Origin of the sequence: Planomicrobium sp. CPCC 101110 (genome assembly GCF_007859395.1) — a bacterium.
Lineage (GTDB): Bacteria > Bacillota > Bacilli > Bacillales_A > Planococcaceae > Planococcus.
This window is the reverse complement of record NZ_VOHD01000006.1, coordinates 499,536-524,735: the sequence shown is the minus strand read 5'-3', so window position 1 is coordinate 524,735 and position 25,200 is coordinate 499,536. Positions and strand designations below refer to the sequence as shown.

26 protein-coding genes are annotated in these 25,200 nt (G+C 47.3%); 23 read left to right on the top strand and 3 right to left on the bottom strand.

Annotation, left to right across the window (positions count from 1 at the left end; all coding sequences use genetic code 11):
* Nucleotides 1–30: 30 nt before the first annotated feature.
* The 15 genes from prmA to recO all read left to right on the top strand — a co-directional run bounded on the left by prmA (nucleotide 31) and on the right by recO (nucleotide 13,347).
* Complete coding sequence (prmA, locus tag FQV30_RS10500; protein WP_146500105.1) at nucleotides 31–972, top strand: 50S ribosomal protein L11 methyltransferase; 942 nt, start codon at nucleotides 31–33, stop codon at nucleotides 970–972.
* A 12-nt stretch (nucleotides 973–984) separates the two neighbouring features.
* A complete protein-coding gene (locus FQV30_RS10495; protein ID WP_146500104.1) occupies nucleotides 985–1,722 on the top strand; it encodes a 16S rRNA (uracil(1498)-N(3))-methyltransferase in 738 nt (245 codons plus the stop codon).
* Nucleotides 1,723–1,737: 15 nt separating this feature from the next.
* Nucleotides 1,738–3,072 carry a tRNA (N(6)-L-threonylcarbamoyladenosine(37)-C(2))-methylthiotransferase MtaB gene (mtaB, locus tag FQV30_RS10490; protein ID WP_146500103.1) on the top strand — a complete coding sequence of 445 codons (1,335 nt, stop codon included), beginning with the start codon at nucleotides 1,738–1,740 and terminating at the stop codon, nucleotides 3,070–3,072.
* A 34-nt stretch (nucleotides 3,073–3,106) separates the two neighbouring features.
* Nucleotides 3,107–3,775, top strand: coding sequence for a deoxyribose-phosphate aldolase (gene deoC, locus FQV30_RS10485; RefSeq protein WP_146500371.1), 669 nt, complete (start codon nucleotides 3,107–3,109; stop codon nucleotides 3,773–3,775).
* Between the two features lie 95 nt (nucleotides 3,776–3,870).
* On the top strand, nucleotides 3,871–4,044 hold the full coding sequence (rpsU, locus tag FQV30_RS10480; protein WP_008431605.1) for a 30S ribosomal protein S21: 174 nt from the start codon (nucleotides 3,871–3,873) through the stop codon (nucleotides 4,042–4,044).
* A gap of 198 nt (nucleotides 4,045–4,242) precedes the next feature.
* On the top strand, nucleotides 4,243–5,568 hold the full coding sequence (locus tag FQV30_RS10475; protein ID WP_370512385.1) for an NfeD family protein: 1,326 nt from the start codon (nucleotides 4,243–4,245) through the stop codon (nucleotides 5,566–5,568).
* A 3-nt stretch (nucleotides 5,569–5,571) separates the two neighbouring features.
* Nucleotides 5,572–6,558, top strand: a complete 987-nt coding sequence (gene floA / locus FQV30_RS10470) for a flotillin-like protein FloA (RefSeq protein ID WP_146500102.1) — start codon at nucleotides 5,572–5,574, stop codon at nucleotides 6,556–6,558.
* Between the two features lie 34 nt (nucleotides 6,559–6,592).
* Nucleotides 6,593–7,030 carry a hypothetical protein gene (locus tag FQV30_RS10465; protein ID WP_146500101.1) on the top strand — a complete coding sequence of 146 codons (438 nt, stop codon included), beginning with the start codon at nucleotides 6,593–6,595 and terminating at the stop codon, nucleotides 7,028–7,030.
* Nucleotides 7,031–7,177: 147 nt separating this feature from the next.
* On the top strand, nucleotides 7,178–8,137 hold the full coding sequence (locus tag FQV30_RS10460; protein ID WP_146500100.1) for a PhoH family protein: 960 nt from the start codon (nucleotides 7,178–7,180) through the stop codon (nucleotides 8,135–8,137).
* 125 nt (nucleotides 8,138–8,262) lie between these two features.
* Nucleotides 8,263–10,377 carry an HD family phosphohydrolase gene (locus tag FQV30_RS10455; RefSeq protein ID WP_146500099.1) on the top strand — a complete coding sequence of 705 codons (2,115 nt, stop codon included), beginning with the start codon at nucleotides 8,263–8,265 and terminating at the stop codon, nucleotides 10,375–10,377.
* Between the two features lie 20 nt (nucleotides 10,378–10,397).
* Nucleotides 10,398–10,880: an rRNA maturation RNase YbeY gene (gene ybeY, locus FQV30_RS10450; protein ID WP_146500098.1), complete on the top strand. Its 483-nt coding sequence runs from the start codon at nucleotides 10,398–10,400 to the stop codon at nucleotides 10,878–10,880.
* Nucleotides 10,867–11,220, top strand: a complete 354-nt coding sequence (locus FQV30_RS10445; protein ID WP_146500097.1) for a diacylglycerol kinase family protein — start codon at nucleotides 10,867–10,869, stop codon at nucleotides 11,218–11,220. Before ybeY ends, FQV30_RS10445 begins: the two co-directional genes overlap by 14 nt.
* Before the next feature lie 20 nt (nucleotides 11,221–11,240).
* Nucleotides 11,241–11,651 (top strand): cytidine deaminase, encoded by a 411-nt coding sequence (locus FQV30_RS10440; RefSeq protein ID WP_146500096.1) that lies wholly within the window; start codon nucleotides 11,241–11,243, stop codon nucleotides 11,649–11,651.
* Complete coding sequence (gene era, locus FQV30_RS10435) at nucleotides 11,635–12,552, top strand: GTPase Era (RefSeq protein WP_146500095.1); 918 nt, start codon at nucleotides 11,635–11,637, stop codon at nucleotides 12,550–12,552. Before FQV30_RS10440 ends, era begins: the two co-directional genes overlap by 17 nt.
* Nucleotides 12,553–12,564: 12 nt before the next feature.
* Nucleotides 12,565–13,347, top strand: a complete 783-nt coding sequence (gene recO / locus FQV30_RS10430) for a DNA repair protein RecO (protein ID WP_146500094.1) — start codon at nucleotides 12,565–12,567, stop codon at nucleotides 13,345–13,347.
* Between the two features lie 70 nt (nucleotides 13,348–13,417).
* Here the strand turns inward: recO and FQV30_RS10425 are convergent, their stop codons facing one another.
* Nucleotides 13,418–14,794 (bottom strand): glycine--tRNA ligase, encoded by a 1,377-nt coding sequence (locus FQV30_RS10425; RefSeq protein ID WP_146500093.1) that lies wholly within the window; start codon nucleotides 14,792–14,794, stop codon nucleotides 13,418–13,420.
* Between the two features lie 313 nt (nucleotides 14,795–15,107).
* Here FQV30_RS10425 and ccpN point away from each other — a divergent pair, with 313 nt between their 5' ends.
* The 8 genes from ccpN (at nucleotide 15,108) to FQV30_RS10385 (ending at nucleotide 23,587) form a co-directional block, all read left to right on the top strand.
* Complete coding sequence (gene ccpN, locus FQV30_RS10420) at nucleotides 15,108–15,746, top strand: transcriptional regulator CcpN (protein ID WP_146500092.1); 639 nt, start codon at nucleotides 15,108–15,110, stop codon at nucleotides 15,744–15,746.
* Between the two features lie 9 nt (nucleotides 15,747–15,755).
* Nucleotides 15,756–16,568 (top strand): pyruvate, water dikinase regulatory protein, encoded by an 813-nt coding sequence (locus tag FQV30_RS10415; protein WP_146500091.1) that lies wholly within the window; start codon nucleotides 15,756–15,758, stop codon nucleotides 16,566–16,568.
* A 330-nt stretch (nucleotides 16,569–16,898) separates the two neighbouring features.
* Entirely contained in the window at nucleotides 16,899–18,695 is a 1,797-nt protein-coding gene (gene dnaG, locus FQV30_RS10410; protein WP_146500090.1) for a DNA primase, read from the top strand.
* Nucleotides 18,696–18,725: 30 nt separating this feature from the next.
* Nucleotides 18,726–19,880 carry an RNA polymerase sigma factor RpoD gene (gene rpoD, locus FQV30_RS10405; protein ID WP_146500089.1) on the top strand — a complete coding sequence of 385 codons (1,155 nt, stop codon included), beginning with the start codon at nucleotides 18,726–18,728 and terminating at the stop codon, nucleotides 19,878–19,880.
* Nucleotides 19,881–20,051: 171 nt separating this feature from the next.
* On the top strand, nucleotides 20,052–21,191 hold the full coding sequence (locus tag FQV30_RS10400; protein ID WP_146500088.1) for an acyl-CoA dehydrogenase: 1,140 nt from the start codon (nucleotides 20,052–20,054) through the stop codon (nucleotides 21,189–21,191).
* Nucleotides 21,192–21,318: 127 nt separating this feature from the next.
* Complete coding sequence (gene cccA / locus FQV30_RS10395) at nucleotides 21,319–21,717, top strand: cytochrome c550 (RefSeq protein WP_146500087.1); 399 nt, start codon at nucleotides 21,319–21,321, stop codon at nucleotides 21,715–21,717.
* 60 nt (nucleotides 21,718–21,777) lie between these two features.
* Nucleotides 21,778–22,491: a tRNA (adenine(22)-N(1))-methyltransferase gene (locus FQV30_RS10390; RefSeq protein WP_146500086.1), complete on the top strand. Its 714-nt coding sequence runs from the start codon at nucleotides 21,778–21,780 to the stop codon at nucleotides 22,489–22,491.
* The gene (locus FQV30_RS10385) at nucleotides 22,478–23,587 is read left to right on the top strand and encodes a Nif3-like dinuclear metal center hexameric protein (protein ID WP_146500085.1); all 1,110 of its coding nucleotides are present in this window, start codon (nucleotides 22,478–22,480) and stop codon (nucleotides 23,585–23,587) included. The genes FQV30_RS10390 and FQV30_RS10385 overlap by 14 nt, the downstream gene beginning before the upstream one ends.
* Before the next feature lie 17 nt (nucleotides 23,588–23,604).
* Here the strand turns inward: FQV30_RS10385 and FQV30_RS10380 are convergent, their stop codons facing one another.
* Together FQV30_RS10380 and FQV30_RS10375 are read right to left on the bottom strand one after the other, a co-directional pair.
* Nucleotides 23,605–24,132, bottom strand: a complete 528-nt coding sequence (locus FQV30_RS10380; RefSeq protein WP_146500084.1) for a DNA topology modulation protein — start codon at nucleotides 24,130–24,132, stop codon at nucleotides 23,605–23,607.
* Between the two features lie 64 nt (nucleotides 24,133–24,196).
* A complete protein-coding gene (locus FQV30_RS10375; RefSeq protein ID WP_146500083.1) occupies nucleotides 24,197–25,177 on the bottom strand; it encodes a 4-hydroxy-3-methylbut-2-enyl diphosphate reductase in 981 nt (326 codons plus the stop codon).
* Between the last annotated feature and the right edge of the window lie 23 nt (nucleotides 25,178–25,200).

Sequence of the window (25,200 nt, the reverse complement as noted above, 5' to 3'; positions counted from 1 at the left end):
TTGAACCAATGATAAAGGAGCCGGTCACAAATGAAATGGTCAGAACTGTCAATCCATACGACAAACGAAGCAATCGAATCCGTTTCGAATATCTTGCATGAAGCAGGCGCCAGCGGTGTGGTAATTGAAGACTCGGAAGATTTTGCTAAAGAGCGGGAAGACCGTTTTGGCGAAATTTATTCGTTGGACCCGAGTGATTTCCCTAAAGAAGGCGTTATTTTAAAAGCGTATTTGCCGGTCAACAGTTTTTTAGGCGAAACCGTAGAGGCCATCAAACTCGCTATCAACAATCTCGTGCAGTTTGATATCAATCTTGGGGCCAATGTTGTCACGATCAGCGAAGTCAACGAAGAAGAATGGGCGACTTCTTGGAAGAAATATTATCATCCGGTAAAAATTTCGAAGCGCTTTACCATTGTGCCGACTTGGGAAACGTACAATCCGGTATCCAGCGATGAATTGATCATCGAATTGGATCCAGGCATGGCTTTTGGAACCGGCACGCATCCAACTACGGTTATGAGTTTGCAGGCGTTGGAGAAAACCGTAAAGCCCGGCCACAAAGTGATTGATGTCGGAACCGGTTCGGGCGTCTTGGCGATAGGTGCAGCGATGCTTGGGTCAGAGCATGTGCATGCGCTGGATTTGGATGAAGTTGCGGTTCATGCAGCGCAAATCAACGTCAAGCTGAACAAAATGCAAGACCGGATTGATGTGGTTCAAGGCAATCTGCTCGACACGATCAAAGAACCGGGCGATGTGGTTGTCGCAAATATTTTGGCTGAAATCATCATTTCCTTTACAGATGATGCTTTTCAGGTGGTGAAACCGGGCGGCGTCTACATCACATCAGGCATTATCATGCCAAAGAAAAACGACGTCAAAGAAGCGCTCGAAGCTTCCGGATTTGTCATTGAAGATGTCATGATGATGGAAGACTGGGTTACTATCATTTCAAAAAAACCGGAATGACGGGGTGTTACGATGCAGCGATATTTTTTGGAAGGCAAAGTTCCCGCCAATAAAATAGTGACAATAACAGGCGATGATGCAAAGCACATCGCTAAAGTTATGCGCCAAACTGCCGGGGACCAAATTATTGTGGTCATGGAGAAAACTGCTTTTCTCGCTGAAATCCGCTCAACCGAGTTTGATGTGGAGGCGGAGCTTAAAACTGCGTTGGAAGCAGCTTCCGAAATGCCAAAGCGGGTTACCATTGCATGCGGATTGCCAAAAGGCGATAAGCTGGAATTGATCACGCAAAAATCAACTGAATTGGGAATGCATGCACTGTTGCCGTTCGCCGCGGACCGTTCGATCGTCAAATGGGATTCCTCCAAAAACGATAAAAAAATTGCACGGCTTCAAAAAATCGCCAAGGAAGCGGCAGAACAATCGCACCGTACGCACATTCCGGAAATACATAGCGTCCACACTTTCAATCAATTGATAGAAGCCGCCAAGTCCCATGACGCGGTTGTCGTCGCTTATGAAGAAGAAGCGCGGAGCAGCGCTCCGACGCGATTTGCCGATATTTTAAAATCATTGTATGATAAGGATTCAATCCTCCTAGTATTTGGTCCGGAAGGCGGCATTTCGGAAAATGAAGTTTCTCGCTTAAAAGAAGCGGGAGCTTTGTTCACTTCTTTAGGGCCTCGGATTTTGCGGGCAGAAACCGCTCCGCTATATGCACTATCAGCTTTATCTTATGAATATGAATGAGAGAGGTGACCACTTATGTCGACGGTAGCTTTCCATACTCTAGGCTGTAAAGTGAATCATTACGAAACAGAAGCAATCTGGCAGCTGTTCAAGGAACAGGGCTATGAACGCGGTGAGTTTGATCATCATTCCGATGTTTATGTTATCAACACCTGCACTGTCACCAATACGGGCGACAAGAAAAGCCGCCAGGTAATCCGGCGCGCTGTGCGAAACAACCCAGATGCGGTCATTTGCGTGACCGGCTGTTATGCCCAAACTTCTCCTGCTGAAATCATGGCGATTCCTGGAGTGGATATTGTGGTGGGGACGCAAGACCGCACTAAGCTGCCCGGTTATATCGAACAGTATAAAAAAGAACGGAAGCCCATTAATGCAGTGGGCAATATCATGAAAAACCGAGTCTACGAAGAGCTGGACGTTCCGGCATTTACGGACCGGACGCGGGCGTCTTTGAAAATCCAGGAAGGCTGCAACAACTTTTGCACGTTTTGCATCATTCCATGGGCACGTGGGCTAATGCGTTCGCGGGACCCGAAAGAAGTGGTTCGCCAAGCGCAGCAGCTGGTAGAGGCGGGCTATCTTGAAATTGTTCTGACCGGCATCCATACCGGCGGCTATGGCGAAGATTTGAAAGACTATAACTTGGCGCAGCTTTTGCGCGACCTTGAGGCGCAAGTCACCGGCTTGAAGCGGTTGAGGATTTCTTCCATTGAAGCGAGCCAATTGACCGATGAAGTGATCGAAGTATTGAGGGATTCAAAAATTGTCGTCCGCCACTTGCACATTCCGATCCAGTCGGGGTCCAACACCGTATTGAAGCGGATGCGCCGGAAATACACGATGGAATTTTTCGCGGACCGTCTTGTACAGCTGCGGAAAGCGCTGCCTGACTTGGCCATAACATCGGATGTGATTGTCGGCTTTCCTGGCGAAACCGAAGAAGAGTTTATGGAAACCTTCAATTTCATCAACGGCCATAAGTTTTCCGAACTGCACGTTTTCCCTTATTCCCAGCGTACAGGAACGCCTGCAGCGCGTATGGACAGCCAAATCGATGAAGAAGTAAAAAACGAACGGGTTCATCGGTTGATAGCATTGAATGACCAGTTGGCGAAAGAATATGCTTCTCGGTTTGAAGGGGAACTTTTGGAGATCATACCGGAAGAAATCCATGAAGGCAGCGGGGAAATCCAGATGGTGGAAGGATATACAGACAATTATCTGAAAGTTGTCATTCCAGGGGATGAATCGTTGATCGGAAAAATTGTCAAAGTAAAGATTACAAAAGCGGGCTATCCGCATAACGCCGGCCAATTTGTCCGTGTAATGGAAGAAATAACTGTTTAAAAATGAAATCGATAAAAGAATGGAGCTTTTTGACATGACAAACATCGCTTCTTATATTGACCACACCTTACTGAAAGCTGAAACCACCCAGGAACAAATCATCCAGCTATGCAAAGAAGCGGACCAATACAAATTCGCTTCCGTATGCGTGAATCCTGCTTGGGTTGAAACGGCAGCTGCCGAACTTCAGGAAAGCACGGTTAAAGTATGTACAGTTATCGGTTTTCCGCTTGGAGCGTCGACAGCTGAAACAAAAGCTTTCGAAACTGCGGATGCCATCTCAAAAGGCGCAGACGAAATTGACATGGTCATCAATATCGGAGCTTTGAAGAGCGGAAACAGCGACCTTGTAAAAAAAGACATCCAAGCAGTAGTCGATGCCGCAAGAGGAAAAGCGATTGTCAAAGTGATTATCGAGACTGCTCTTCTAACGGACGATGAAAAAGTGAAGGCTTCGCAGTTGTCGAAAGAAGCGGGCGCTGATTTTGTGAAAACGTCAACGGGCTTTTCTACTGGCGGAGCAACAGTTGAAGATGTGAAATTGATGCGTGAAACAGTTGGAGCGGAATTAGGCGTGAAAGCTTCCGGCGGAGTCAGAAGCTTGGAAGATGTGCAAGCGATGATCGAAGCTGGAGCCAGCCGTATCGGCGCAAGTTCAGGGGTCCAGATCATGCAGGGCATAACTTCGAATTCCGATTATTAAGTATTGACCTATGTGAAAATCTAAGTTATACTTTTTAAGTATATAACACTAGTTGTTATTAGTTTCAACGTGTGTTCGGAGGGAGGGAAAAAGAGATGACAAAAACAACTGTTCGTAAAAACGAATCAATTGAAGATGCTCTTCGCCGCTTCAAACGCACTGTTTCTAAATCCGGAACAATGCAAGAGGTAAGAAAGCGCGAGTATTATGATAAGCCGAGCGTAAAACGCAAACTCAAATCAGAAGCTGCGCGTAAACGTAAATTTTAATTGACTTTACCTTTAAAATGATAATTAAAAAATATGAACGATCAGCTAAGGCCGGTTGCACGAATTCTTCGTGCAGCCGGTTTTTTGTTTCCGTTGGAAAGTATCTTCAATAATATAGTGAAAAGGCGAAAAAATATGAAACCATTTGCATGTTAAACCGTAAATAAAGGGTACAGTAAAACAAAAGGAGGAATTCCTTTGCGCGGCGCCAAGATTTTTAAGGCTTTGTTTCTTTTGCTGCTATCGCTTCTTGTCTTTATGCCTTTTGTCCATGCCAATGCGCCTGCCGTCTATGTGATTCCAATCGAGGCTGAAGTTGAAAGAGGGCTGCAGTCGTTTATCGAACGGGGAATCGAGGAAGCCGAAGAAGCAGGGGCCAAAACCATCGTTTTTGATATCAATACCCCAGGCGGTTTTGTCAACGCCGCTGACGGCATTGCTCGCTTAATAGAAGAGACGGAACTCGAAACAGTGGCTTTTGTTAATACGGACGCTTTGTCGGCCGGAGCTTTTCTGGCATTGAACAGTGACGAAATCTATATGCATCCAAAAGGGCGCATGGGCGCAGCGCAAGTGATTGACCAGGCAGGCAATGCAGCGGAAGCCAAAGCGAATAGCGCATGGCTGGCTTCTATGGAAACTGCTGCTGAATCAGCCGGCCGAAATCCGCAATATGCCCTCGCCATGGCAGATCCTTCGGTCTCTTTGCCGGAATTTCAGGCGGGTGAAGGCAAGCTGCTGACATTGAGCGCGCCGGAAGCTGAAGGGGTAGGTTATTCAGAAGGGACCGTATCGAGCATTGAAGAGCTGCTTGCTTTGAAAAATTATGAAGATGCAGAGCTTGTAACGGTCAATGAAACTTTTTCTGAAACGCTTGCCCGCTTTTTGACAAATCCAATAGTAGTCCCTATCCTGCTGTCCATTGCATTTCTGGGGTTGATCATGGAATTGTTTACCCCTGGATTGGGAGTTCCTGGATTTGTGGGGCTCTCATCTCTGCTGCTCTTCTTTTATGGGCATTTGGTGGCCGGGTTAGCCGGGTATGAAGCCATCATTTTGCTGATTATCGGCTTCGGACTTCTTGTAGTCGAATTTTTTGTGCCAGGAGGCATAGCCGGTTTTTTCGGGCTTGCCGCAATTTTTGGCAGTATCCTGTTAGCTGGCGGAGACCTTCAGACGACGTCCATAGCTATACTTATTGCATTGATTGTAGCATCAGTAGGGATGGTGATTTTGTTGAAATTCTTTGGGAAAAGGCTTCACTTATTCAACCGGATTATCTTGATGGACTCTACGAATACCGAAAGCGGGTATGTGTCTAATGTCAATCGGATGGAATTGGTCGGCCAAACCGCTATAACCATGACAGCCCTTCGGCCATCCGGAACCATTAAACTGAACGATGAACGGATTGACGCCGTTTCTGAAGGGCGTTTTGTGGATCCGGGAAAGAACGTGAAAATCATCAAAGTAGAAGGTTCTCGCATTGTTGTCCGTGAGATTGAACAAGAAGGGGAGGAATAAAGAATGGGACTTGAAACATTAGGACTTGCCGCTGCCATAATTGCAGTCATCGTTGTATTGGCAATATTTTTCACATTTGTACCAATTACATTATGGATTTCAGCAATCGCAGCAGGTGTTAGAATCAGTATCTTTACATTGATCGGGATGCGGCTTCGCCGGGTTATCCCGTCAAGAATCGTCAATCCTCTGATCAAGGCGTCGAAGGCAGGACTGACAGTAACCATCAATCAGCTTGAAAGCCATTATCTTGCCGGCGGTAACGTAGACCGAGTGGTAAATGCTTTGATCGCTGCACACCGGGCAAATATCGACTTGCCGTTCGAACGTGCAGCAGCCATCGACTTGGCTGGACGGGACGTGCTGGAAGCGGTACAGATGTCCGTTAATCCGAAAGTGATTGAAACACCATTTATTGCCGGTGTGGCGATGGATGGAATTGAAGTGAAGGCGAAAGCCCGTATTACGGTTCGTGCAAATATTGACCGTCTTGTTGGTGGTGCCGGCGAAGAAACAATCGTCGCGCGTGTCGGCGAAGGGATTGTCTCGACTTTGGGATCGAGCACTAACCATAAAAAAGTGCTTGAAAATCCAGATTTGATATCACAGACCGTGTTAGGCAAAGGGTTGGATTCCGGTACCGCATTCGAGATTTTATCGATTGATATTGCGGATGTAGATATCGGCAAAAACATCGGTGCCGAACTTCAAACTGAACAAGCGGAAGCGGACAAGAAAATTGCGCAGGCAAAAGCGGAAGAGCGGCGCGCAATGGCCGTTGCAAGCGAACAGGAAATGAAAGCGAAAGTTGTTGAGATGAGATCTAAGGTTGTTGAAGCGGAAGCGGAAGTGCCGATGGCAATGTCTGAAGCGCTGCGCAATGGCAACTTTGGTGTTATGGATTACATCAACTATAAAAATGTACAGGCGGATACAAGCATGCGCGATTCGATTGCCCGCTCTGGAGCCGATACGTCGGACGCTAAATAACCCAAGATAGCGCCAGGAAGGACGGTGGTTCAATGTGGAAGGCCTTATCATAGGATTGATCGTCATGGCTTTTGCTGCGCTCTTCAACAAGAAAAATGCCGAAGAAGAGACAGCCAAGCCGACGAAGCCGGCTCCCATGACCAGGCAGCAAACTGTCAAGCGGGCTGAAGATTACGCGAAGCAGGTTTACGGAGAACTTCAGACCCAAAGAAAAGAGCGCCCTGAAAGAGCTAAGCAAGTTGCTCGGAAAGCGGAGGAAGCTGTAACGGGTCCGCGTACGCGGAATCCGGAACCGAATCGGGAAAGGCCGGTGCGTGAGGCGGCTGGAAGGCTATCTGGCGGCCAAAATCGTCCAGCTCTTGATTCAGAGCCCCGCAAGGCCGAAGACAACATGTTTCCTCTTGAAAAAAAAGACCTGAAAAAAAGCATCATCCTATCGGAGATTCTCATGCCGCCAAAATCGAAACGATGATGAATGGAAGCCGCCCTGCTTACGCCGGACGGCTTTTTGTTTGTTTGCAATGTTCGCTCGAATTAGCGGCGAAATGTTTTACAGAGACGGATATTTAGTGATAGAGTGAGAATAGTAGTTAATACTCAATTTCAAGGGAGCGTCTACATGACAGAAAACCAATTACTCGAACTGCATGTTAAAGATCCAAACGAAGCTTTGCTGCTTCTTGGAATTTCTGATAATCATATGACTCTCATCGAAGAAGCTTTGGATATTCAGATTATCACCCGAGGAGAAGTCATCCGCTTATCAGGCACAGATGAAGGCAAACAGACTGGAAAGCTATTGATTGAACAATTGCTGAAAGTCATCCGTAAAGGGATCAATATTGACCAACGGGATATTGTGTCGGCTATCGAAATGGCAAAAGCCGGAACAATCGAATATTTCGCTGAACTGTACGAAGAAGAAGTCGCAAAAAATGCGAACGGCAAATCCATCCGCGCAAAAACGATAGGGCAGCGCCACTATATCCATGCAGTCCGCGGGCGTGATCTGGTGTTTGGGATAGGTCCGGCTGGTACCGGTAAAACATATTTAGCTGTTGTTATGGCAGTGCAGGCGCTCAAAACCGGTAGTGTAAAACGCATTATTTTGACTCGTCCGGCAGTTGAAGCAGGAGAAAGCCTAGGGTTTCTTCCGGGGGACTTGAAGGAGAAGGTTGACCCTTATCTTCGCCCTTTATATGATTCTCTCCATGATGTTTTGGGATTGGAACAGACCAACCGGTTTATCGAACGGGGCATCATCGAGATTGCTCCGCTCGCTTATATGCGCGGACGAACATTGGACCAAGCCTTTGTCATCCTGGACGAAGCACAAAATACGACAAAAGCACAGATGAAAATGTTTTTGACGCGTCTCGGGTTTGACTCCAAGATGATCATTACGGGGGATAAAACACAAATTGACTTGCCGCGCGGTGCCGAATCGGGTTTGATTGCTGCGGAAACGATATTGAAAGGCGTCAAAGGCGTTCATTTCCAATACTTAGAAAGCGGAGATGTTGTGCGTCACCCGCTTGTAGCTAAAATCATTGAAGCATATGACAACCAGTCTTCCTAAAGGACTGGTTTTTCTTTTTCTGAATTTTTTCCATTAAAAAAGTTGAATTTCTAATTTTTTGAAATAGACAGTGAAATCCCATTCCACTATTGATATGATTGTTCTATAAAGAGTGGGGTGGTTAAATGCGCCAGCGGGCAAGGAGCCTCTATAAAAAGGCAGGATATAAAGTCGTGGCACCCGGTTTGGTTTTTCTTATCGGGCTCATGGTCTACGTGTTTTTATATCCATCGATAAATGGCGATACGTATGATATCCAACTGTTTCAGTTGTCGGATGAAACAATTCGTTCAGCCAAAACGGTGGAAGATCCGATAAAGACGGAGCTGGAAAGAAACCGGGTGGCGGCTGAAATTTCACCGAGCTATCAGTTTAGCGACGAGCTTGCGGGGAATCAGGCAGCTATTATCGAATCGCTTTTCGGCTATATCATCGAAGTGAAAAACACAGCAAAAGAAAAAAAGGGAAAAGCGCCCGGAATGGCAGCCATGATTGCTGATCTCAGGGAAAATCTGCGTCTGATGGAAACGAGCGAAAGCGGCTTAAGGCTGTCGGACGAAACAATGCGGAATCTTTTGCTGTTGCCTGATGAAAGGCTGTTGAATGTGCAAAAAGAACTGCAGAATGCAGTTGAGAACAGATTGAGCGAACCGTTGCGTGAAGAAGCTGTTCCGGAAGTGCAAAACAGCATTGAACAGGAAATCCGGGAAAATGAGAACATTCCGGCTTCCGTTTTGCCCGCGGCGGCATCCATCGCCCGCTTCGCTATCAAACCGAACGAAGTGGTTGATGAGGAATTGACAGAAGCCCAGATGGAGCAAGCGAAAGCCAGTGTCGAGCCGACGCGGATTTTGCAGGGCCAAGTGCTTGTCCAGGAAGGCCAAGTGATAGACCGGGAAGTGTACCGGCAGTTGGAACTCGCGGGAATGACGGAAGAACAGCAAAATTTCAAGCCGCCAATCGGGCTGCTGCTTTTTGTCTTTATCGCCATGGGCTTGCTGATGCTCATCACGAAACGCTCCTCCGCAAAAGAACCGGAAAAAATCACGCAGCTGTTAGTGCTTGGGACTGTAATAGCCGTTTCGCTGGCACTGATGAAGATCATCAGTTTGGTAAGCGGGAATTTTGAAGTCAACATCGCTTTTCTTTTTCCGACGGCGTTGGCCGGCATGATCATCCGGATGCTTACAAATGAACGGTATGCTGTTTTCGCTTCGTTCTTTACCGCAGTCAGTGCCGGCGTTATGCTGCACGGAAATTATGCCGAGATGGTTGAGATGGATATTGTGCTTTATATGTTGGTCGGAGGAATTACCGGTATTTATTTGATCGAACGGGACGACCAGCGGGCCCGTTTGCTTCAGGCGAGCCTGGTCGTAGCTGCGGTGAATATCTTATATGTAGGATTTTATTTGCTCATGGGACAAAGCCAATATGATTGGGAAGAAATCAGCTTCTACTTTTCGGCGGCATTGGTGTCGGGTTTGGCATCCGGTGCGCTGACAATCGGCATGCTGCCGTTTTTAGAGTCGATGTTCGGGAAGCTTTCGGCCATGCGGCTGATTGAATTATCCAATCCAAACCATCCGCTGTTGAAGAAAATCTTGATGGAGGCGCCGGGAACTTACCACCATAGCGTCATGGTCGCCAATCTTGCTGATGCTTCATGCGAAGCAATCGGGGCAAACGGTCTGCTGGCCCGTGTCGGCTGCTACTATCATGATATCGGCAAAACGAAAATGCCGCAGTTTTTCATTGAAAACCAGATGAACATCCCGAACCCCCACGACTCCATCCCGCCGGACACAAGCAGGGACATCATCCTAGCCCACGGCAAACAAGGCGGGGATATCTTGAGAAAACATAAAATGCCGAAAGAAATCGTCGATATAGCGATGCAGCACCATGGCACAAGTTTGCTGAAGTTTTTTCACCATAAGGCAAAAGAGGGGAATCGGGATGTGGATGAGGCGCTTTACCGCTATACGGGACCAAAGCCGCAAACAAAGGAAATTGCGGTCGTGTCAATCGCTGACAGCGTTGAAGCCGCAGTCCGCTCCCTGAAAGACCCAACATCAGAAAAAATAAAAAATTTGGTCGATGCGATTGTAGAAGATAAACTGAAAGATGGGCAGTTTGATGAATGCGATATAACGATGAAGGAATTGAAAACGGTCAAAAAAGTGATGTGCGAAACATTGAACGGGACGTTTCACACGAGAATCGAATATCCAAAATAAAAGCGCAGGGGGGAACGGCTATGTTGTCGATTGATTTGATGGACGAGACAGCTGCATTGAACAATAGCGATCTTCAGTTTGTGGAAAAGGTGCTTTTGCACGCAGCGGAAGCAGAGGAGATCCAAAACGCCGAAGTATCAGTCACTTTTGTGACCAATGATATGATCCGAGGGATCAACAAAGAATACCGCGGGAAAGATGAGCCGACGGATGTCATTTCTTTTGCAATGGAGGAACTGGGTGAAGGAGAACTTGAAATTGTAGGTTCAATGGCCCCAAGAACTCTTGGCGATATCATCATCTCGCTTGACCGGACAAGAGAGCAGGCCGCAGATTACGGACATTCGTTCGAACGGGAACTTGGTTTTTTGGCGGTGCACGGGTTTTTGCATTTGCTCGGTTACGACCATATGAACAAAGAAGACGAAAAGAAGATGTTCTCCCGGCAGGAAGAGATTCTATCCTCTCTTGGAATCTCACGCGATCACTATGAACGCGAATAGGTTTTTCCGTTCATTCAAGTATGCGGCAGAGGGAGTCAAAGCAGCGCTGGCCAAAGAGCAAAATGTCCGGCTTCATTTTTTATCGGCCATTATCGTAGTGGCTGCCGCTTTTTTAACGGGCCTATCCTACAGCGAGTGGCTGATCATCATCTTGCTGATTGGCGGCATGATTGCGCTGGAAATGGTCAATTCCGCGCTGGAACGCGTTGTGGACCTTGTAACGGGTGAGTTTCATCCGCTTGCAAAACAGGCAAAAGACATTGCGGCCGGCGCAGTTTTGGTTTTTGCCCTGGCAAGTGCTATAATTGGTTTACTAATCTTTATGCCAAAATGGTTTTAATCTTACAGAGGTGATAGTTGATGGAGAAACAACAATTGATGGAGCAAGCAGTCGCTGCACGCAGCAAGGCTTATGTGCCTTACTCGAATTTTCCTGTAGGCGCCGCCTTATTGACCGCTGAAGGAAAAGTGTATCAAGGGGTTAATATTGAAAATGCCGGCTATTCCATGACGAACTGCGCTGAACGCACAGCGATGTTCAAGGCCGTCTCTGAAGGGGATATGAATTTTGCAGCTATTGCTGTTGCAGCGGACACGGAAGGCCCGGTATCGCCTTGTGGAGCTTGCCGGCAAGTATTGGCAGAGTTCTGCCCGCCGGATATGCCGGTTTATTTGACAAATTTAAAAGGGGACGTGCAGGAGACATCAGTGAAAGAATTGCTTCCTGGCGCGTTTTCTACGGAGGACTTAAAATATGCAGCAAGAAAATAACGGCTTCAAATCAGGGTTTATTTCCATTATAGGGCGCCCGAATGTAGGGAAATCGACTTTCCTGAACCGCGTGGTCGGCCAGAAAATCGCCATTATGAGCGATAAGCCGCAGACGACGCGCAACAAGGTGCAAGGCGTTGTTACAACAAACGACAGCCAGATGATCTTCATCGATACGCCAGGCATTAACGAACCGCGCCATAAACTGGGCGACTTCATGTTGAAGGTGGCAAAGAACACGTTCCGAGAGGTGGATGTTCTTCTGTTCGTCGCGAGTGCGGCCGACCGCATCGGCAAACAGGACCGCTTTGTCCTTGAAATGCTGAAAGGGCTTGAAGTGCCGGTCTTTTTGGTGCTCAACAAGATCGATCAGGTCCATCCGAACGACTTGCCCAAAATCATTGAATCGTACCGCAGCGAATTTGACTTCAAAGAAGCGATTCCAATCTCTGCTCTGCAAGGCAATAATGTTGAAAACCTGCTGGCCAAAATTACGGAATACTTGCCGGAAGGGCCGCAATACTACCCAGCAGACCAAGTGACGGACCATCCGGAACGTTTCATCATTTCAGAGTTGATCCGGGAAAAAGCCTTGCATTTGACCCGTGAAGAAATTCCGCATTCGATTGCAGTGGTTATTGAAAAAATAGCTCCGGATGAAGAAAACGAAAACAAAATCCGCGTCCAGGCGACCATCATGGTTGAGCGGGATTCGCAAAAAGGCATTGTTATCGGCAAAAAAGGGGTATTACTGAAAGAAATCGGCACGCGTGCACGCCAAGATATAGAAAACCTGCTTGGCTCGAAAGTCTTTCTGGAACTTTGGGTGAAAGTGCAAAAAGACTGGCGCAACAAAGCGGTGCATTTGCGCGATTTTGGCTTCCGAGACGACGAATACTAAGGAGCAGCCTGCATGCAAAATCAATTAGAAGGTATTGTGATCCGTGCGCGCCCTTACGGCGAAACAAATAAGATCGTCACCCTGTTCACAAGGGAAGCCGGCAAGATCACATGCATGGCAAAAGGGGCGAAAAAACCGGCGAGCCGGTTAGCTGCAATCACACAGCCATTTACGCACGGCACCTTTTCAATCTACAAAGGGAAGGGCATGGGGACCATCCAGCATGGCGACCCGTTGGAGTCGCTTCGGCATATCCGTGAAGATATTATGGCGACCGCCCATGCAAGTTATATCACCGAGCTGATCGATCGTCTGACAGAACAAGACGAACCTCAGCCAGTGGTATATGAAATGCTTTACCAAGCGCTGCATGCTATCGATGAAGGCTACGACCCGGAAGCGATCACGCTGTTTGTGGAATGGAAAATGCTCCCGTATGCAGGGCTGACACCGACATTGCACCAATGCGCCAATTGCGGGGCCACAGAAGGCGAGTTCGCTTTTTCGTTCCAGGAACTCGGCTTTTTGTGCCATCGCTGCTTCGATATTGACCGCTATATCATCCGGCTAAGCCCGGCACTTGTAAAAGTGATCCGAACACTTTTTTTTGTGCCGATCGAACGCGTCGGTTCGTTAAAGCTGAAAAAAGAATCCAAAACATTATTGAAGCAAATCGTCCGTACCATATACGAGGAACAGGCGGGAATCCGCTTGAAGTCCCGTGGTTTTCTCGAACAAATTGAACGGACCCCGGAATTTTTTCCAAAAAAAGAAAATCCGCCAGAAGACGAATAGTCTTTGGCGGATTTTTTTATGGAAAAAAGAAAAGAAGCTGCTTGCAATTGTGCAAGCAGCTTCTTCAATCTTAAAATTGAGTGTGTTCAGTAATATACGCTTGAACTTCGGCGATCGGCATACGAACTTGCTCCATAGAATCGCGGTGGCGGACAGTCACTTGGCCATCTTCCACAGACTCAAAGTCATAAGTAATGCAGAACGGCGTGCCAATTTCATCTTGTCGGCGGTAACGTTTGCCGATTGACTGGGATTCGTCATATTCCACCATGAAATGTTTCGACAGCTGTGCAAAAACTTCTGTTGCGCCTTCCGCCAGCTTTTTGGAAAGGGGAAGAACTGCCGCTTTATAAGGCGCAAGCGCCGGATGAAGCTTCAATACCGTCCGCTTGTCGTCGTTTTCAAGCTCTTCCACAGTATAGGCATCAACAAGGAATGCCAGGGTGACGCGGTCCGCCCCAAGGGACGGCTCGATGCAATAAGGCACATAGCGTTCGTTTGAAACCGGATCGATATAGTTGAAGTCTTCGCCGGAATGCTCCATATGGCGCTTCAAATCAAAGTCGGTTCGGTCCGCGATGCCCCAAAGCTCGCCCCAGCCAAATGGGAATTTGTATTCGATATCCGTTGTGGCATTTGAATAATGGGACAATTCGTCTTCATCATGGTCGCGAAGGCGCATATTCTCTTCGTTCATATTCAATTCCAGCAACCAGTTTTTGCAGAAGTCGCGCCAATAAGAGAACCACTCAAGATCCTCGCCTGGCTTGCAGAAAAATTCAAGTTCCATTTGTTCGAATTCACGTGTGCGGAACGTAAAGTTCCCTGGCGTGATTTCGTTGCGGAAACTCTTGCCGATCTGGGCAATCCCAAACGGCATTTTCTTTCTCATGGAGCGCTGGACATTTTTATAATTGACGAAGATTCCTTGGGCAGTTTCCGGGCGCAAGTAGATCTCGTTTGTGGACGATTCTGTAACCCCTTGGAATGTCTTGAACATCAGATTGAATTGGCGGATATCCGTGAACTCTTTTGATCCGCAAGTCGGGCAGGCGATATCGTGTTCTTTTATAAGTTCTGCCATGCGATCGAAAGACAAGCCATCGACAATCATTTCGATGCCTTTCGCTTCCAATGCGTCTTCGATCAATTTATCCGCGCGGTGGCGAGTTTTGCAGCTTTTGCAATCGATCATCGGGTCGTTGAAATTGCCGACGTGGCCGGAAGCGACCCAGGTTTTCGGGTTCATCAAGATGGCAGCGTCCAATCCGACATTATGTACAGATTCCTGAACAAACTTTTTCCACCAGGCTTTTTTAACGTTGTTTTTTAATTCGATGCCTAAAGGACCGTAATCCCATGTGTTTGCCAAGCCCCCGTATATTTCAGAACCTGGAAAAACAAAGCCTCTGTGTTTTGCTAAATTTACTACATCTTCCATTGACATAACATTACCTCCATAAAATAAAAAATCGCACACGTCCCGGACATAATGTCCGAGGACGAGTACGTTATGACCCGCGGTTCCACCCCGATTGGCTGCAAAGTGCAGCCCGCTTATAAAAAAGAGGCTCCGGATTGCCTGTTTCTGCCTGTGCGGGCTTTCACCGTCCCCGCTCGCTGGAATGCGACAGTTTTTTTAGATCCATCATTGCCTGGTATTCAATTCGCTAGTTATTGTATCATGCTAATCTTTTCTTCGCAATATCCTCATGATTAGTATATAATAATGAACATTGAGTATAACATATTTTGAGGCGGTGAGTCCGATCGAACTCAATAAGAGGCAAGAAGAAATTTTGCAGATCGTCAAAGGCAACGGCCCGATTACGGGAGAGCAGATTGCTGAACGGTTGCACTTAACAAGAGCTACATTACGGCCCGATCTGGCCATCCTGACCATGGCAGGATTTCTGGATGCCCGCCCGCGTGTCGGCTATTTTTATTCGGGAAAAAAACCCGGGCAGGACATCTCTGAAACGATGAACAATATGAAAGTTGGTGATTTCCAATCGATTCCTGTGGTTGTGCGGGAAAATGTCAGTGTCTATGACGCCATAAGCCAAATGTTTTTGGATGATGTCGGCACCTTGTTCGTGGTCGACAAACAGTCGTTATTGACTGGTGTCTTATCGCGGAAAGACCTTCTTCGGACCAGCCTGGGCAACCAAGATTTGTCTGCTATTCCTGTACATATCATCATGACCCGAATGCCCAATATCACTTATTGTTTCAAAAATGAATCGCTGATCCAAGCGGCCCATCGCCTGATCAACCAGCAGATAGATGCATTGCCGGTTGTCAACGAACATCCCGAAGGCCTGAAAGTCATCGGCAGATTGACGAAAACCAATATTACCCGGGCGTTTTTATCTTTGTCGGAAAGCCACGAATTGTGAGGTGTAAAAATGAATCCACTCCGTTTGTTTATCGTCTCCGATTCGGTAGGAGAAACGGGTGAATTGGTTGCAAAAGCAGCCATTAGCCAATATTTGAATCCAGATCAGCATGCAGTATTGAAAAGATTTCCTTATATCGATTCGATCGGCCATATACATGAAATAATCAAATTGGCAGCCAGCCAAAAGGCATTTATCGTCTATACGCTCGTATCGAAAGAATTAAGGCGATATCTCGTTGCAGAAACAGAAAAGCTCCAGGTTCCGGCAGTCGACTTGATGGGACCGCTCCTGGATGCTTTGGAAAAAGAGCTTGGGACTTCGCCTTTAGAAGAAGCAGGGCTGGTGCGGAAATTGGATGATGACTATTTCAAAAAGGTGGAAGCCATTGAATTTGCAGTGAAATATGATGATGGCAGGGATCCAAGAGGCATTCTCATGGCCGATATTGTCTTGGTCGGCATTTCACGGACTTCGAAAACGCCGCTTTCCCAATACTTGGCGCATAAACGGCTGAAAGTGGCGAATGTGCCGCTAGTGCCGGAGGTGGATCCGCCAGAAGAATTGTTCCAAGTTGATCCATCAAAATGTTTTGGCCTTGTCATCTCTCCAGAAAAATTAAATAACATCCGGAAAGAGCGGCTAATAGCATTAGGTTTGAATGACGATGCCAATTACGCCAGGATCGAGCGCATTCATGACGAAATTACCCATTTCAATAAAGTGGTCGAAAAAATGGGCTGCGAAGTGGTTGATGTGACAAATCGTGCTGTGGAAGAAACTGCTAATCTAATTTTGACTAAATTCAAAGATAAAGTGTGAAAAGCCACCTGAGAAGGCGGTTTTTCTGTTTCTAGAGCGTGCAGGCGGTGGCCTTTTCTACAAAGGAATTCTGCCATGGAAGATGCCCCGGCCTAGCCATTCGTGCTAAGAACGCCAGTAATTCCAGACGTTCCCAGGGATGAGTGGGCTCGAGTGGTCATCTTTATTTTTCTTAGTGGATTTTTATGAAAAAACGTTTTATAATATAGTTTTGTGGATAAAGCAATATAGAAGAATGTTTTGAAGGGTTATCTTTTTATCGGAAAAATAAAGGGATTTGCCGCTATATCACGAATAATAATACGTGAAACATGCAAAGATGGTGATAAAGTGTCTAATCGAGTTCCTGAAGAAGTGGTTGAGAAGATTCGGTCCAGCACTGATATTGTAGATATTGTTGGGGAATATGTTCAATTGACCAAAAGAGGCCGAAATTGGTTTGGCCTTTGTCCGTTTCACGGAGAAAGCACTCCTTCCTTTTCAGTAACATCCGACAAACAGATTTTCCATTGTTTTGGATGTGGGGCCGGCGGAAATGCCATTACATTTTTGATGGACATCGAAAATATCAGCTTCCAGGAAGCTTTGTCGAAATTGGGAGAGCGCACGGGCATTGATGTGGAAGTGAATGCGCCGGCAGATGCGCCCAATGCTTTATCGAAAAGCGATCAACAGCTTGTTTCCATGCATGAATTCGCCACTGACATGTACCATCACATTTTGGTGAACACGGAAGAAGGGCAAGCGGCGCTGGATTATCTCGAAAGCCGTGGATTCACCCGTGAAATCATTGAAAAAAACCGCATCGGCTGGTCGCTTCCAGAATGGAGCTATATGGCGAAAGCCTTGCAGCGGAAAGGGTATAGCGACGAAGAGCTGGCAACAAGCGGCCTTGCCATTCAGCGGGAGCAGTCAAATGGCTTTTTCGACCGGTTCCGCGGCAGGATCATGTTTCCTATTATGAATGAGAACGGCAAAGTGATTGCTTTTTCCGGCCGTATTCTGGAGAAGTCAAAAGAAGAAGCCAAATACCTGAACAGTCCGGAGTCACCCATTTTCCAGAAAAGCCAAGTGCTGTACAATGTGCATCATGCCAGAAGCGCGATCAGGAAAAACCGGAAAATCATCTTATTTGAAGGGTTTATGGACGTAATCGCAGCTGGCAAAGCAGGCGTTGACAACGCACTTGCAACGATGGGGACTTCATTGACAGCCCAGCATATCAAGCAATTGAAACGCTTTGCCCAAGAGGTCGTTATCTGTTTTGACGGAGACGATGCCGGATGGGAAGCCGCGAAAAGAGCTGCCATTGCACTCAATGAAGAAAAGTTCAAAGTGGAAGTTGCCGTTCTTCCTGGCAAGATGGATCCCGATGACTTTGTCCGGGAACATGGCAGTGAAGCTTTTAAAGAGCAGATTATCGGCAAACCGCATGCGTTTATAGCGTTTGCGATGATGCATGCTCGTAGATATAAAAATTTTCAATATGAAAACGATTTGCTGCAGTATATTCAGGAAGTGCTGCAGCTGCTTGCAGGACGGTCGACTCCTCTTGAGCGGGACTTGTACATCAAGCAGCTGGCGGGGGAAACCGGCCTTTCTGAAGAAGCAATTTTACAGCATTACCGCAAATTGGAAAACAAGTCAATCGAACGGAACCGCCCCGAGCAGCCTGTAAAACCGATGAAAAAAGTGGTAAAGCAGGTCACGGCGCTGCACCGGGCGGAACGACTGCTTTTCTCCCATCTTCTGGCGGATGCCAGTGCGATGGAAAAAGTGGCGAGCGATCCGACCCAAATTCCGTTTGCCAGTGAAGAATTCAAAGCGCTCTATGTTCAGTTGCTGGGGTTTTACGAAGAATGGGACAAAGCAGACTTCCATAAATTCCTTGAAACGCTCCAGGATGCGGAACTTCGGAAACTGGTCATGGAGACCGCATTGGCAGAACGAGATCCGGAGCATGCAGAAGAAGAAATCGCTGACTGTTTAAAACACCTGGGGAAGCATCGCGTCGAACAGCAAATCACATTAAAAATGCAGCAATCAAAAGAAGCGGAAAAACAAAACGATATAAAGCGGGCCTTGCTTCTTGCGCAAGAAGCGATCGCTTTACGAAAAACGTTGTAAGTGGATTCCGTTTTATAAGGAGGAAGTCGTATGGCTGAAAAGTCTGAACGCCCAAATGAAGTTGAAACAAGCAATGCTCCATTGACTATTGAAGGTCCGGAAGCAGGAATTGAAGAAGCGAAAAGACAGTTGATTGAAATAGGAAAGAAAACCGGTGAACTTAACTATGAGCAGATCGCCGATAAACTCGCTGTTTTTGAAATGGAATCCGATCAGGTGGAAGAATTCATCGACCAGTTGGAAGGCCATGGAATTGAGCTGGAACGCAAAACGGACGATGAAGAGCATTTGGACCGTTTGATGAAACCGACGGAAGAAAAGTTTGACTTGAATGATTTGAGCGTTCCGCCAGGTGTGAAGATTAATGATCCGGTCCGGATGTATTTGAAAGAAATCGGCCGAGTTGATTTGTTGAAAGCGGAAGAAGAAGTCCGTTTGGCGAAATTGATCGAGCAAGGCGATGAAGAAGCGAAAAAACGCCTTGCGGAAGCAAACTTGCGCCTTGTTGTCAGCATAGCCAAACGCTATGTCGGCCGTGGCATGCTGTTCCTGGATCTTATCCAGGAGGGGAATATGGGCCTTATCAAAGCTGTTGAGAAGTTTGACTACTCGAAAGGCTTTAAATTCAGTACCTATGCCACTTGGTGGATTCGCCAAGCCATCACCCGTGCGATTGCCGACCAGGCGCGTACCATCCGCATCCCTGTGCACATGGTTGAAACGATCAACAAGTTGATCCGTGTCCAGCGCCAATTGCTGCAGGATCTTGGCCGTGAGCCTTCACCGGAAGAGATCGGGGAGGAAATGGATCTGCTGCCTGAAAAAGTTCGTGAAATCCTGAAAATTGCGCAAGAGCCGGTTTCTTTGGAAACACCGATTGGGGAAGAAGATGATTCTCATTTGGGGGATTTCATCGAAGATTCGGATGCGCAATCTCCGTCCGACCATGCCGCTTATGAATTGTTGAAAGAGCAACTGGAAGACGTGCTTGACACATTGACCGACCGGGAAGAAAACGTGCTTCGCCTGCGCTTTGGCCTTGATGACGGCCGTACCCGCACACTTGAAGAAGTGGGCAAAGTGTTTGGCGTAACGCGTGAACGCATCCGCCAAATCGAAGCAAAAGCGCTTCGCAAACTGCGCCATCCATCCCGCAGCAAACGCTTGAAAGACTTTTTAGAATAGAAACAAACGAAATATCCGCCCATCAAAAACTTATGATGGGCGGTTTTTTATTTTGTTTTGAAACTTCAAAGGAAAAGACCCTCATTCTTTTGGATATAGGTTGAGTTCAAGGGAATTTTAACGATATAATAAAACATGTAAGCGTATTCATAGCAAAGGGGATGTAAGAATATGGACTTCGATTTGACACAAGAGCAACAAATGATCAAAAAGACGGTCAAGGAATTTGCTGATAAAGTTGTAGCTCCCGGTGCGATTGAACGGGACCGGACAAAAGCATTTCCAAAGGAAATCTTCAAACAGCTGTCCGGCATGGGGATGATGGGCTTGCCGTTTGATGAAAAATACGGCGGTGCTGGAGCGGATACAATCAGCTTTGCAATTGTGACTGAAGAATTGAGCCGTGCCTGCGCTTCTACAGGCATCACTTATTCGGCGCATATTTCTCTCGGGGGCGCTCCATTGAATTTATATGGGACGGAAGACCAAAAAGAAAAATATTTGACGCCGATCTGTACAGGCGAATCTTTCGGTGCTTTTGGACTGACAGAACCGAATGCCGGATCAGATGCAGGGGGAACCGAAACGCGTGCAGTGGAAGACGGCGATGACTGGGTCATCAATGGATCAAAAGTATACATCACGAATGCCAGCTATGCGAAACACTTGGCGCTGACCGCAATCACAGGGATGGAAGGCGGCAAAAAAGAAATCAGTGCCATTATTGTGCCGACGGATGCGGAAGGCTTTACGATAATCGACAATTACGAGAAAATGGGCCTTCACTCATCCAATACGACGGAACTTGTCCTTGAAAACGTCCGCGTTCCGAAAGAAAACCTGCTTGGAAAGCGCGGAGAAGGCTTTAAACAGTTTATGGTGACATTGGATGGAGGGCGCATCGGCATCGCTGCAATGGCTGTAGGAATCGCACAAGCGGCGTTCAACCGGGCTCTTGGCTATTCCAAAGAACGCAAACAGTTCGGCAAAACACTCTCCCAATTCCAAGTCACGCAATTCAAACTGGCGGACATGGCGATGAAAATCGAACTGGCACGGAATATGGTCTATAAAGCGGCTTGGCTCAAAGATCAGGGCCGTCCGTTCACAAAAGAAGCATCAATGGCAAAATTATATGCTTCTGAAATATCAATGGAAGTGGCTGATGAAGCGATTCAGATTCACGGAGGCTATGGCTATATGAAAGAATACGAAGTGGAGCGCTATATGCGGGACGCTAAACTGCTGGAAATCGGGGAAGGGACCTCTGAAGTTCAGCGAATGGTCATCGCCAAGCAAATCGGCTGTTAAATTACTGATTTTGTCACAAACAAGCAAAAGTTATCCTTTAATACTTTTCGTTTTGCCCATAATACAGTACAATAATGATTGATACAAATGCTATCAGTATGCAGAACAGAGAGAAGGAGGGTAACGGATGCAAAAAAATGCAATTGTACCTTATATCTTAATCATGGCTTTTGGTATTGGACTTATTTTCTTCCTTTCTATCGAAGGAGTAAATAACCAAGAAGAAATTGCGAGCCACGGCGAAGAACAAGCAGCAGGAGAAGAAGGCGGCGAAGCTGCTCCGGAAGGCGACGGCGGAAGCCCTGAGTCAACTGAATTTGATCCTGAGGCTCAAGCACAACAAAGCTGTGTTTCTTGCCACGGTTCAAGTTATGAAGGCGGAGTTGGGCCGTCACTTGTTGACACTCAATTGAGCCAAGAAGAAATTGAACAGATTATTGCAGAAGGTAAAGGCTCTATGCCTGGCGGACTTATTGAAGGCGAAAACATTCCAGCTATGGCTGAATGGGTCTTGTCACTCGAATAGTATCAAAAAACCCTTAGTTCTTTGAGAGCTAAGGGTTTTCTGTTGATTAGGAGGATTTACATGAACGCACAACAATTATCAACCCGGCTCATGCGCGTAGCGGCCCATGTGCCGGAAGGTTCGGTCGTAGCTGATATCGGCAGCGACCATGCTTATTTGCCGTGTTATCTGGTATTGAACAAAAAAGCGCAGCGTGCTGTTGCAGGAGAAGTTGTCAAAGGGCCGTACGAATCCGCCCGCAGCCAAGTCCGGCAAGAACAGCTGGAAGACCGGATCGAGGTGCGGCTTGCAAGCGGACTGGATGCAGTTTATGCAGAAGATGGCGTGACTGCTGTAACGATTGCCGGCATAGGGGGGCCGCTAATCCGCTCGATTCTTGAAGCGGGAGCGGAACGATTGAAAGGTGTCGAGCGATTGGTTTTGCAGCCGAATGTCCATGCCAAAGCGATCCGTGAATGGGCGGAAGCGAACAGCTGGACCCTTTCCGAAGAAGAAATCTTGAAAGAAAATGATAAAATATACGAAATTCTTGTTCTTGAGCCATCCGAAAAGCCGGTAAGGTTCTCTCCGTCCGAGCTCCTCATGGGACCGGAACTGATAAAGCAATTTTCCGGGGTTTTCCAGGAAAAATGGGATCGAGAATGTGCACAGTGGAAGAGAATAGTACAGGCAATGGAATCTACGGTCGAAACAGCGGAAATTATAGGGAAAAAACAAGAGTTGTTGGAGAAAATCAAACTTGTAGAAGAGGTGTTGCACGGTGAAGGTACCTAACGGCCAACAAATCATTGAAGAGTTCGAAAAATGGTCTCCGAAACATCTGGCAGTAGAAGGCGATCCCGTCGGTTTGCATGTCGGTACATTGAACAAAAAAGTCGAACGGGTTTTGGTGACGCTTGATGTGAACGATAAGGTTGCAGATGAAGCGATTGCCAAAGGGGCGAGTCTGATAATAGCCCACCATCCGCCGATTTACCGTCCGTTGAAGTCGTTGCAGACGGACTTTCCGCAAGGGAGCTTGATGGAAAAGTTGATCAAGCACGACATCGCAGTTTACGCGGCCCACACCAACCTCGATATAGCGACTGGGGGCGTCAACGACTTGTTGGCAGAAGCCCTTGGGTTGAAGGACACAAAAGTGCTGGTTCCCACCTATGAAGCGGAACTTGTGAAAATTGCGGTATTTGTTCCGGAAAGCCACGAGGAGCAAGTGCGCGAAGCGCTTGGAAAAGCCGGTGCCGGTGCCATCGGCGATTATGAACATTGCAGCTACACGCTGTCAGGCACTGGGCGTTTTCGCCCGACAGCAGGAGCGGATCCATATATCGGTGAACCTGGCAAAATGGAAACGACATCGGAATCAAAAATCGAAGTGGTGATCCGGAAAACGGAGAAAGACCGCGCTATAAAAGCGATGATTGCAGCACATCCTTACGAGGAAGTGGCATATGATGTGTTTACATTGGAAAACAAAGAAGTGGCGTTAGGGCTTGGGCGCGTCGGCATCTTGGAAGCGGACATGACTTTGGGCGCTTTCACTGAACTGGTAAAAGACCGCCTCGATGTTCCAGCCGCGCGCGTTGTCGGAGACTTTGACAAACCAGTAAAGAAAGTGGCAGTGCTTGGAGGCGACGGCAACAAATATATCCAAGCCGCTAAACGTTCAGGCGCAGACGTTTACGTGACCGGGGATCTGTATTTCCATGTTGCGCAAGAAGCCGAAGCATTGGGGCTTGCTGTTGTTGATCCCGGCCACCATGTCGAGAAAGTGATGATCAAAGGTGTTGTCAACCACATGGCGAAGAAGGCGAATTGGCAATGCGAATTTATTGCTTCGGAAGTGGATACGGAGCCGTTTCAATTCAGATAAAAACACAGATGAGCCCTTCATCTGTGTTTTTGTTGTTCTGTGGAAAGATTTTCGAGAAAGGTTTCTGCTTTTCTGGGGCTGTCCAAGACGACAATGGTTTTCTCGCCAGCCAAGCCTTCAAGCATTTCCAGTACATGAGGCCTCTTCGTGTTTGGATAGTGCCATACCCACTTCAAAAACTCGAAAGTAATTTTTTCGCCGCAGCCTGCAGCCATGTCCGGCCTGGGTTTTCGGCGATAATGCCACCTTCTTTTTAGTACGCGGTATAAACATAGTATCCTGGGCATATCCAGAAAAACAATCGTGTCAGCAGCCCTCAGCCTCAGTTCCAGCGTGCCATTGTAGTTGCCGTCGATTATCCATGATTCCTTCTGGGTCAACTGCTGCTGGATTTCCAATTGTTCGGTTCTGGAAGTTGGCTCCCATCCTGCTTTCCAGAGGAGCGCATCCAAATGATCGACGCCGATGCCTAGCCTTTTGCCCAATGCGCGGGAAAAAGTCGACTTTCCCGATCCGCCGGAGCCGATTATTGCGATCTTTTTCATCTTCTCACCCCGTTTGCTGTCAAGATAAAAAAACGCGAACCCATTACAGGATCGCGTTTTGGATTTATTCGCCTACAGGATACGGTTCGATCCGTTCGGACGGTTTCGGATGCTTTATTTTCGGCAAGATTTTGTTGAGCGGCACGCTGCGGGTCAGATCATGGGTTGCAGGATCCGCCGGGTCATAATTATCCAGGAAAGTCATCACTTCTTTGACAATCGGGGTCGGCGTGGAAGCACCTGCAGTGATTGCAACATTTTCGATGCCTTCAAGCCATTCCAGCTTCAATTCGGACAAGTCGGAAATGCGGTATGCAGGAGTCCCGGCAATGTCCTGGGACACTTGCGCCAAACGGTTGGAGTTATTGCTCATCGGATCGCCGATGACGATCAGCAAATCTGCGTCGACAGCTTGTTCAGCGACAGCTTCCTGACGCACCTGGGTTGCAAGGCAGATTTCTTTATGGACTTCCGAATGCGGGAATTTCTCTTTGAGACGCTCCATCATATGGACAACATCCCATTGGCTCATGGTCGTCTGGTTGGTGACAATGATTTTCCCGGCATCAAGCTCCAGGTTGTTGACATCTTCGACCGTTTCTACCAAATGAACCATATCTGGCGCAACGCCGATTGCCCCTTCAGGTTCCGGATGGCCGTTTTTGCCGATATAGACGATTTGATAGCCTTCCGCTGTTTTCTCGCGGATCAGGTCGTGGGTGACGGTAACGTCCGGGCAGGTTGCATCGATTGACACCAAGCCTTTTCGTTTAGCGAGTTCCCGGACTTGTGGTGAAACCCCATGAGCGGTGAAAATGACCGTTCCTGTCTCGACTTTTTCAAGAATCTCCAAACGGTTTTTGCCGTCCAATGTAATGATGCCGTCTTCCTCGAACGCGTCTGTCACGTGTTTGTTGTGGACAATCATGCCCAATATATAAATAGGACGTGGCAAGGTTTCATCCATTGCTGCATTTTTTGCAATGACCATTGCATCGACCACTCCGTAGCAATAACCTCTTGGCGATATTTTTTTGACTTTCATGTACCGCACTCCTTTCAACAATC

What these genes read in the sequence shown, in the direction of transcription:
- prmA (WP_146500105.1), top strand. Translation starts at nt 31, where the DNA reads ATGAAATGGTCAGAACTGTCAATCCATACGACAAACGAAGCAATCGAA.
- FQV30_RS10495 (WP_146500104.1), top strand. Translation starts at nt 985, where the DNA reads ATGCAGCGATATTTTTTGGAAGGCAAAGTTCCCGCCAATAAAATAGTG.
- mtaB (WP_146500103.1), top strand. Translation starts at nt 1,738, where the DNA reads ATGTCGACGGTAGCTTTCCATACTCTAGGCTGTAAAGTGAATCATTAC.
- deoC (WP_146500371.1), top strand. Translation starts at nt 3,107, where the DNA reads ATGACAAACATCGCTTCTTATATTGACCACACCTTACTGAAAGCTGAA.
- rpsU (WP_008431605.1), top strand. Translation starts at nt 3,871, where the DNA reads ATGACAAAAACAACTGTTCGTAAAAACGAATCAATTGAAGATGCTCTT.
- floA (WP_146500102.1), top strand. Translation starts at nt 5,572, where the DNA reads ATGGGACTTGAAACATTAGGACTTGCCGCTGCCATAATTGCAGTCATC.
- FQV30_RS10460 (WP_146500100.1), top strand. Translation starts at nt 7,178, where the DNA reads ATGACAGAAAACCAATTACTCGAACTGCATGTTAAAGATCCAAACGAA.
- FQV30_RS10455 (WP_146500099.1), top strand. Translation starts at nt 8,263, where the DNA reads ATGCGCCAGCGGGCAAGGAGCCTCTATAAAAAGGCAGGATATAAAGTC.
- ybeY (WP_146500098.1), top strand. Translation starts at nt 10,398, where the DNA reads ATGTTGTCGATTGATTTGATGGACGAGACAGCTGCATTGAACAATAGC.
- FQV30_RS10445 (WP_146500097.1), top strand. Translation starts at nt 10,867, where the DNA reads ATGAACGCGAATAGGTTTTTCCGTTCATTCAAGTATGCGGCAGAGGGA.
- FQV30_RS10440 (WP_146500096.1), top strand. Translation starts at nt 11,241, where the DNA reads ATGGAGAAACAACAATTGATGGAGCAAGCAGTCGCTGCACGCAGCAAG.
- era (WP_146500095.1), top strand. Translation starts at nt 11,635, where the DNA reads ATGCAGCAAGAAAATAACGGCTTCAAATCAGGGTTTATTTCCATTATA.
- recO (WP_146500094.1), top strand. Translation starts at nt 12,565, where the DNA reads ATGCAAAATCAATTAGAAGGTATTGTGATCCGTGCGCGCCCTTACGGC.
- FQV30_RS10425 (WP_146500093.1), bottom strand. Translation starts at nt 14,794, where the DNA reads ATGTCAATGGAAGATGTAGTAAATTTAGCAAAACACAGAGGCTTTGTT.
- FQV30_RS10415 (WP_146500091.1), top strand. Translation starts at nt 15,756, where the DNA reads ATGAATCCACTCCGTTTGTTTATCGTCTCCGATTCGGTAGGAGAAACG.
- rpoD (WP_146500089.1), top strand. Translation starts at nt 18,726, where the DNA reads ATGGCTGAAAAGTCTGAACGCCCAAATGAAGTTGAAACAAGCAATGCT.
- FQV30_RS10400 (WP_146500088.1), top strand. Translation starts at nt 20,052, where the DNA reads ATGGACTTCGATTTGACACAAGAGCAACAAATGATCAAAAAGACGGTC.
- cccA (WP_146500087.1), top strand. Translation starts at nt 21,319, where the DNA reads ATGCAAAAAAATGCAATTGTACCTTATATCTTAATCATGGCTTTTGGT.
- FQV30_RS10390 (WP_146500086.1), top strand. Translation starts at nt 21,778, where the DNA reads ATGAACGCACAACAATTATCAACCCGGCTCATGCGCGTAGCGGCCCAT.
- FQV30_RS10380 (WP_146500084.1), bottom strand. Translation starts at nt 24,132, where the DNA reads ATGAAAAAGATCGCAATAATCGGCTCCGGCGGATCGGGAAAGTCGACT.
- FQV30_RS10375 (WP_146500083.1), bottom strand. Translation starts at nt 25,177, where the DNA reads ATGAAAGTCAAAAAAATATCGCCAAGAGGTTATTGCTACGGAGTGGTC.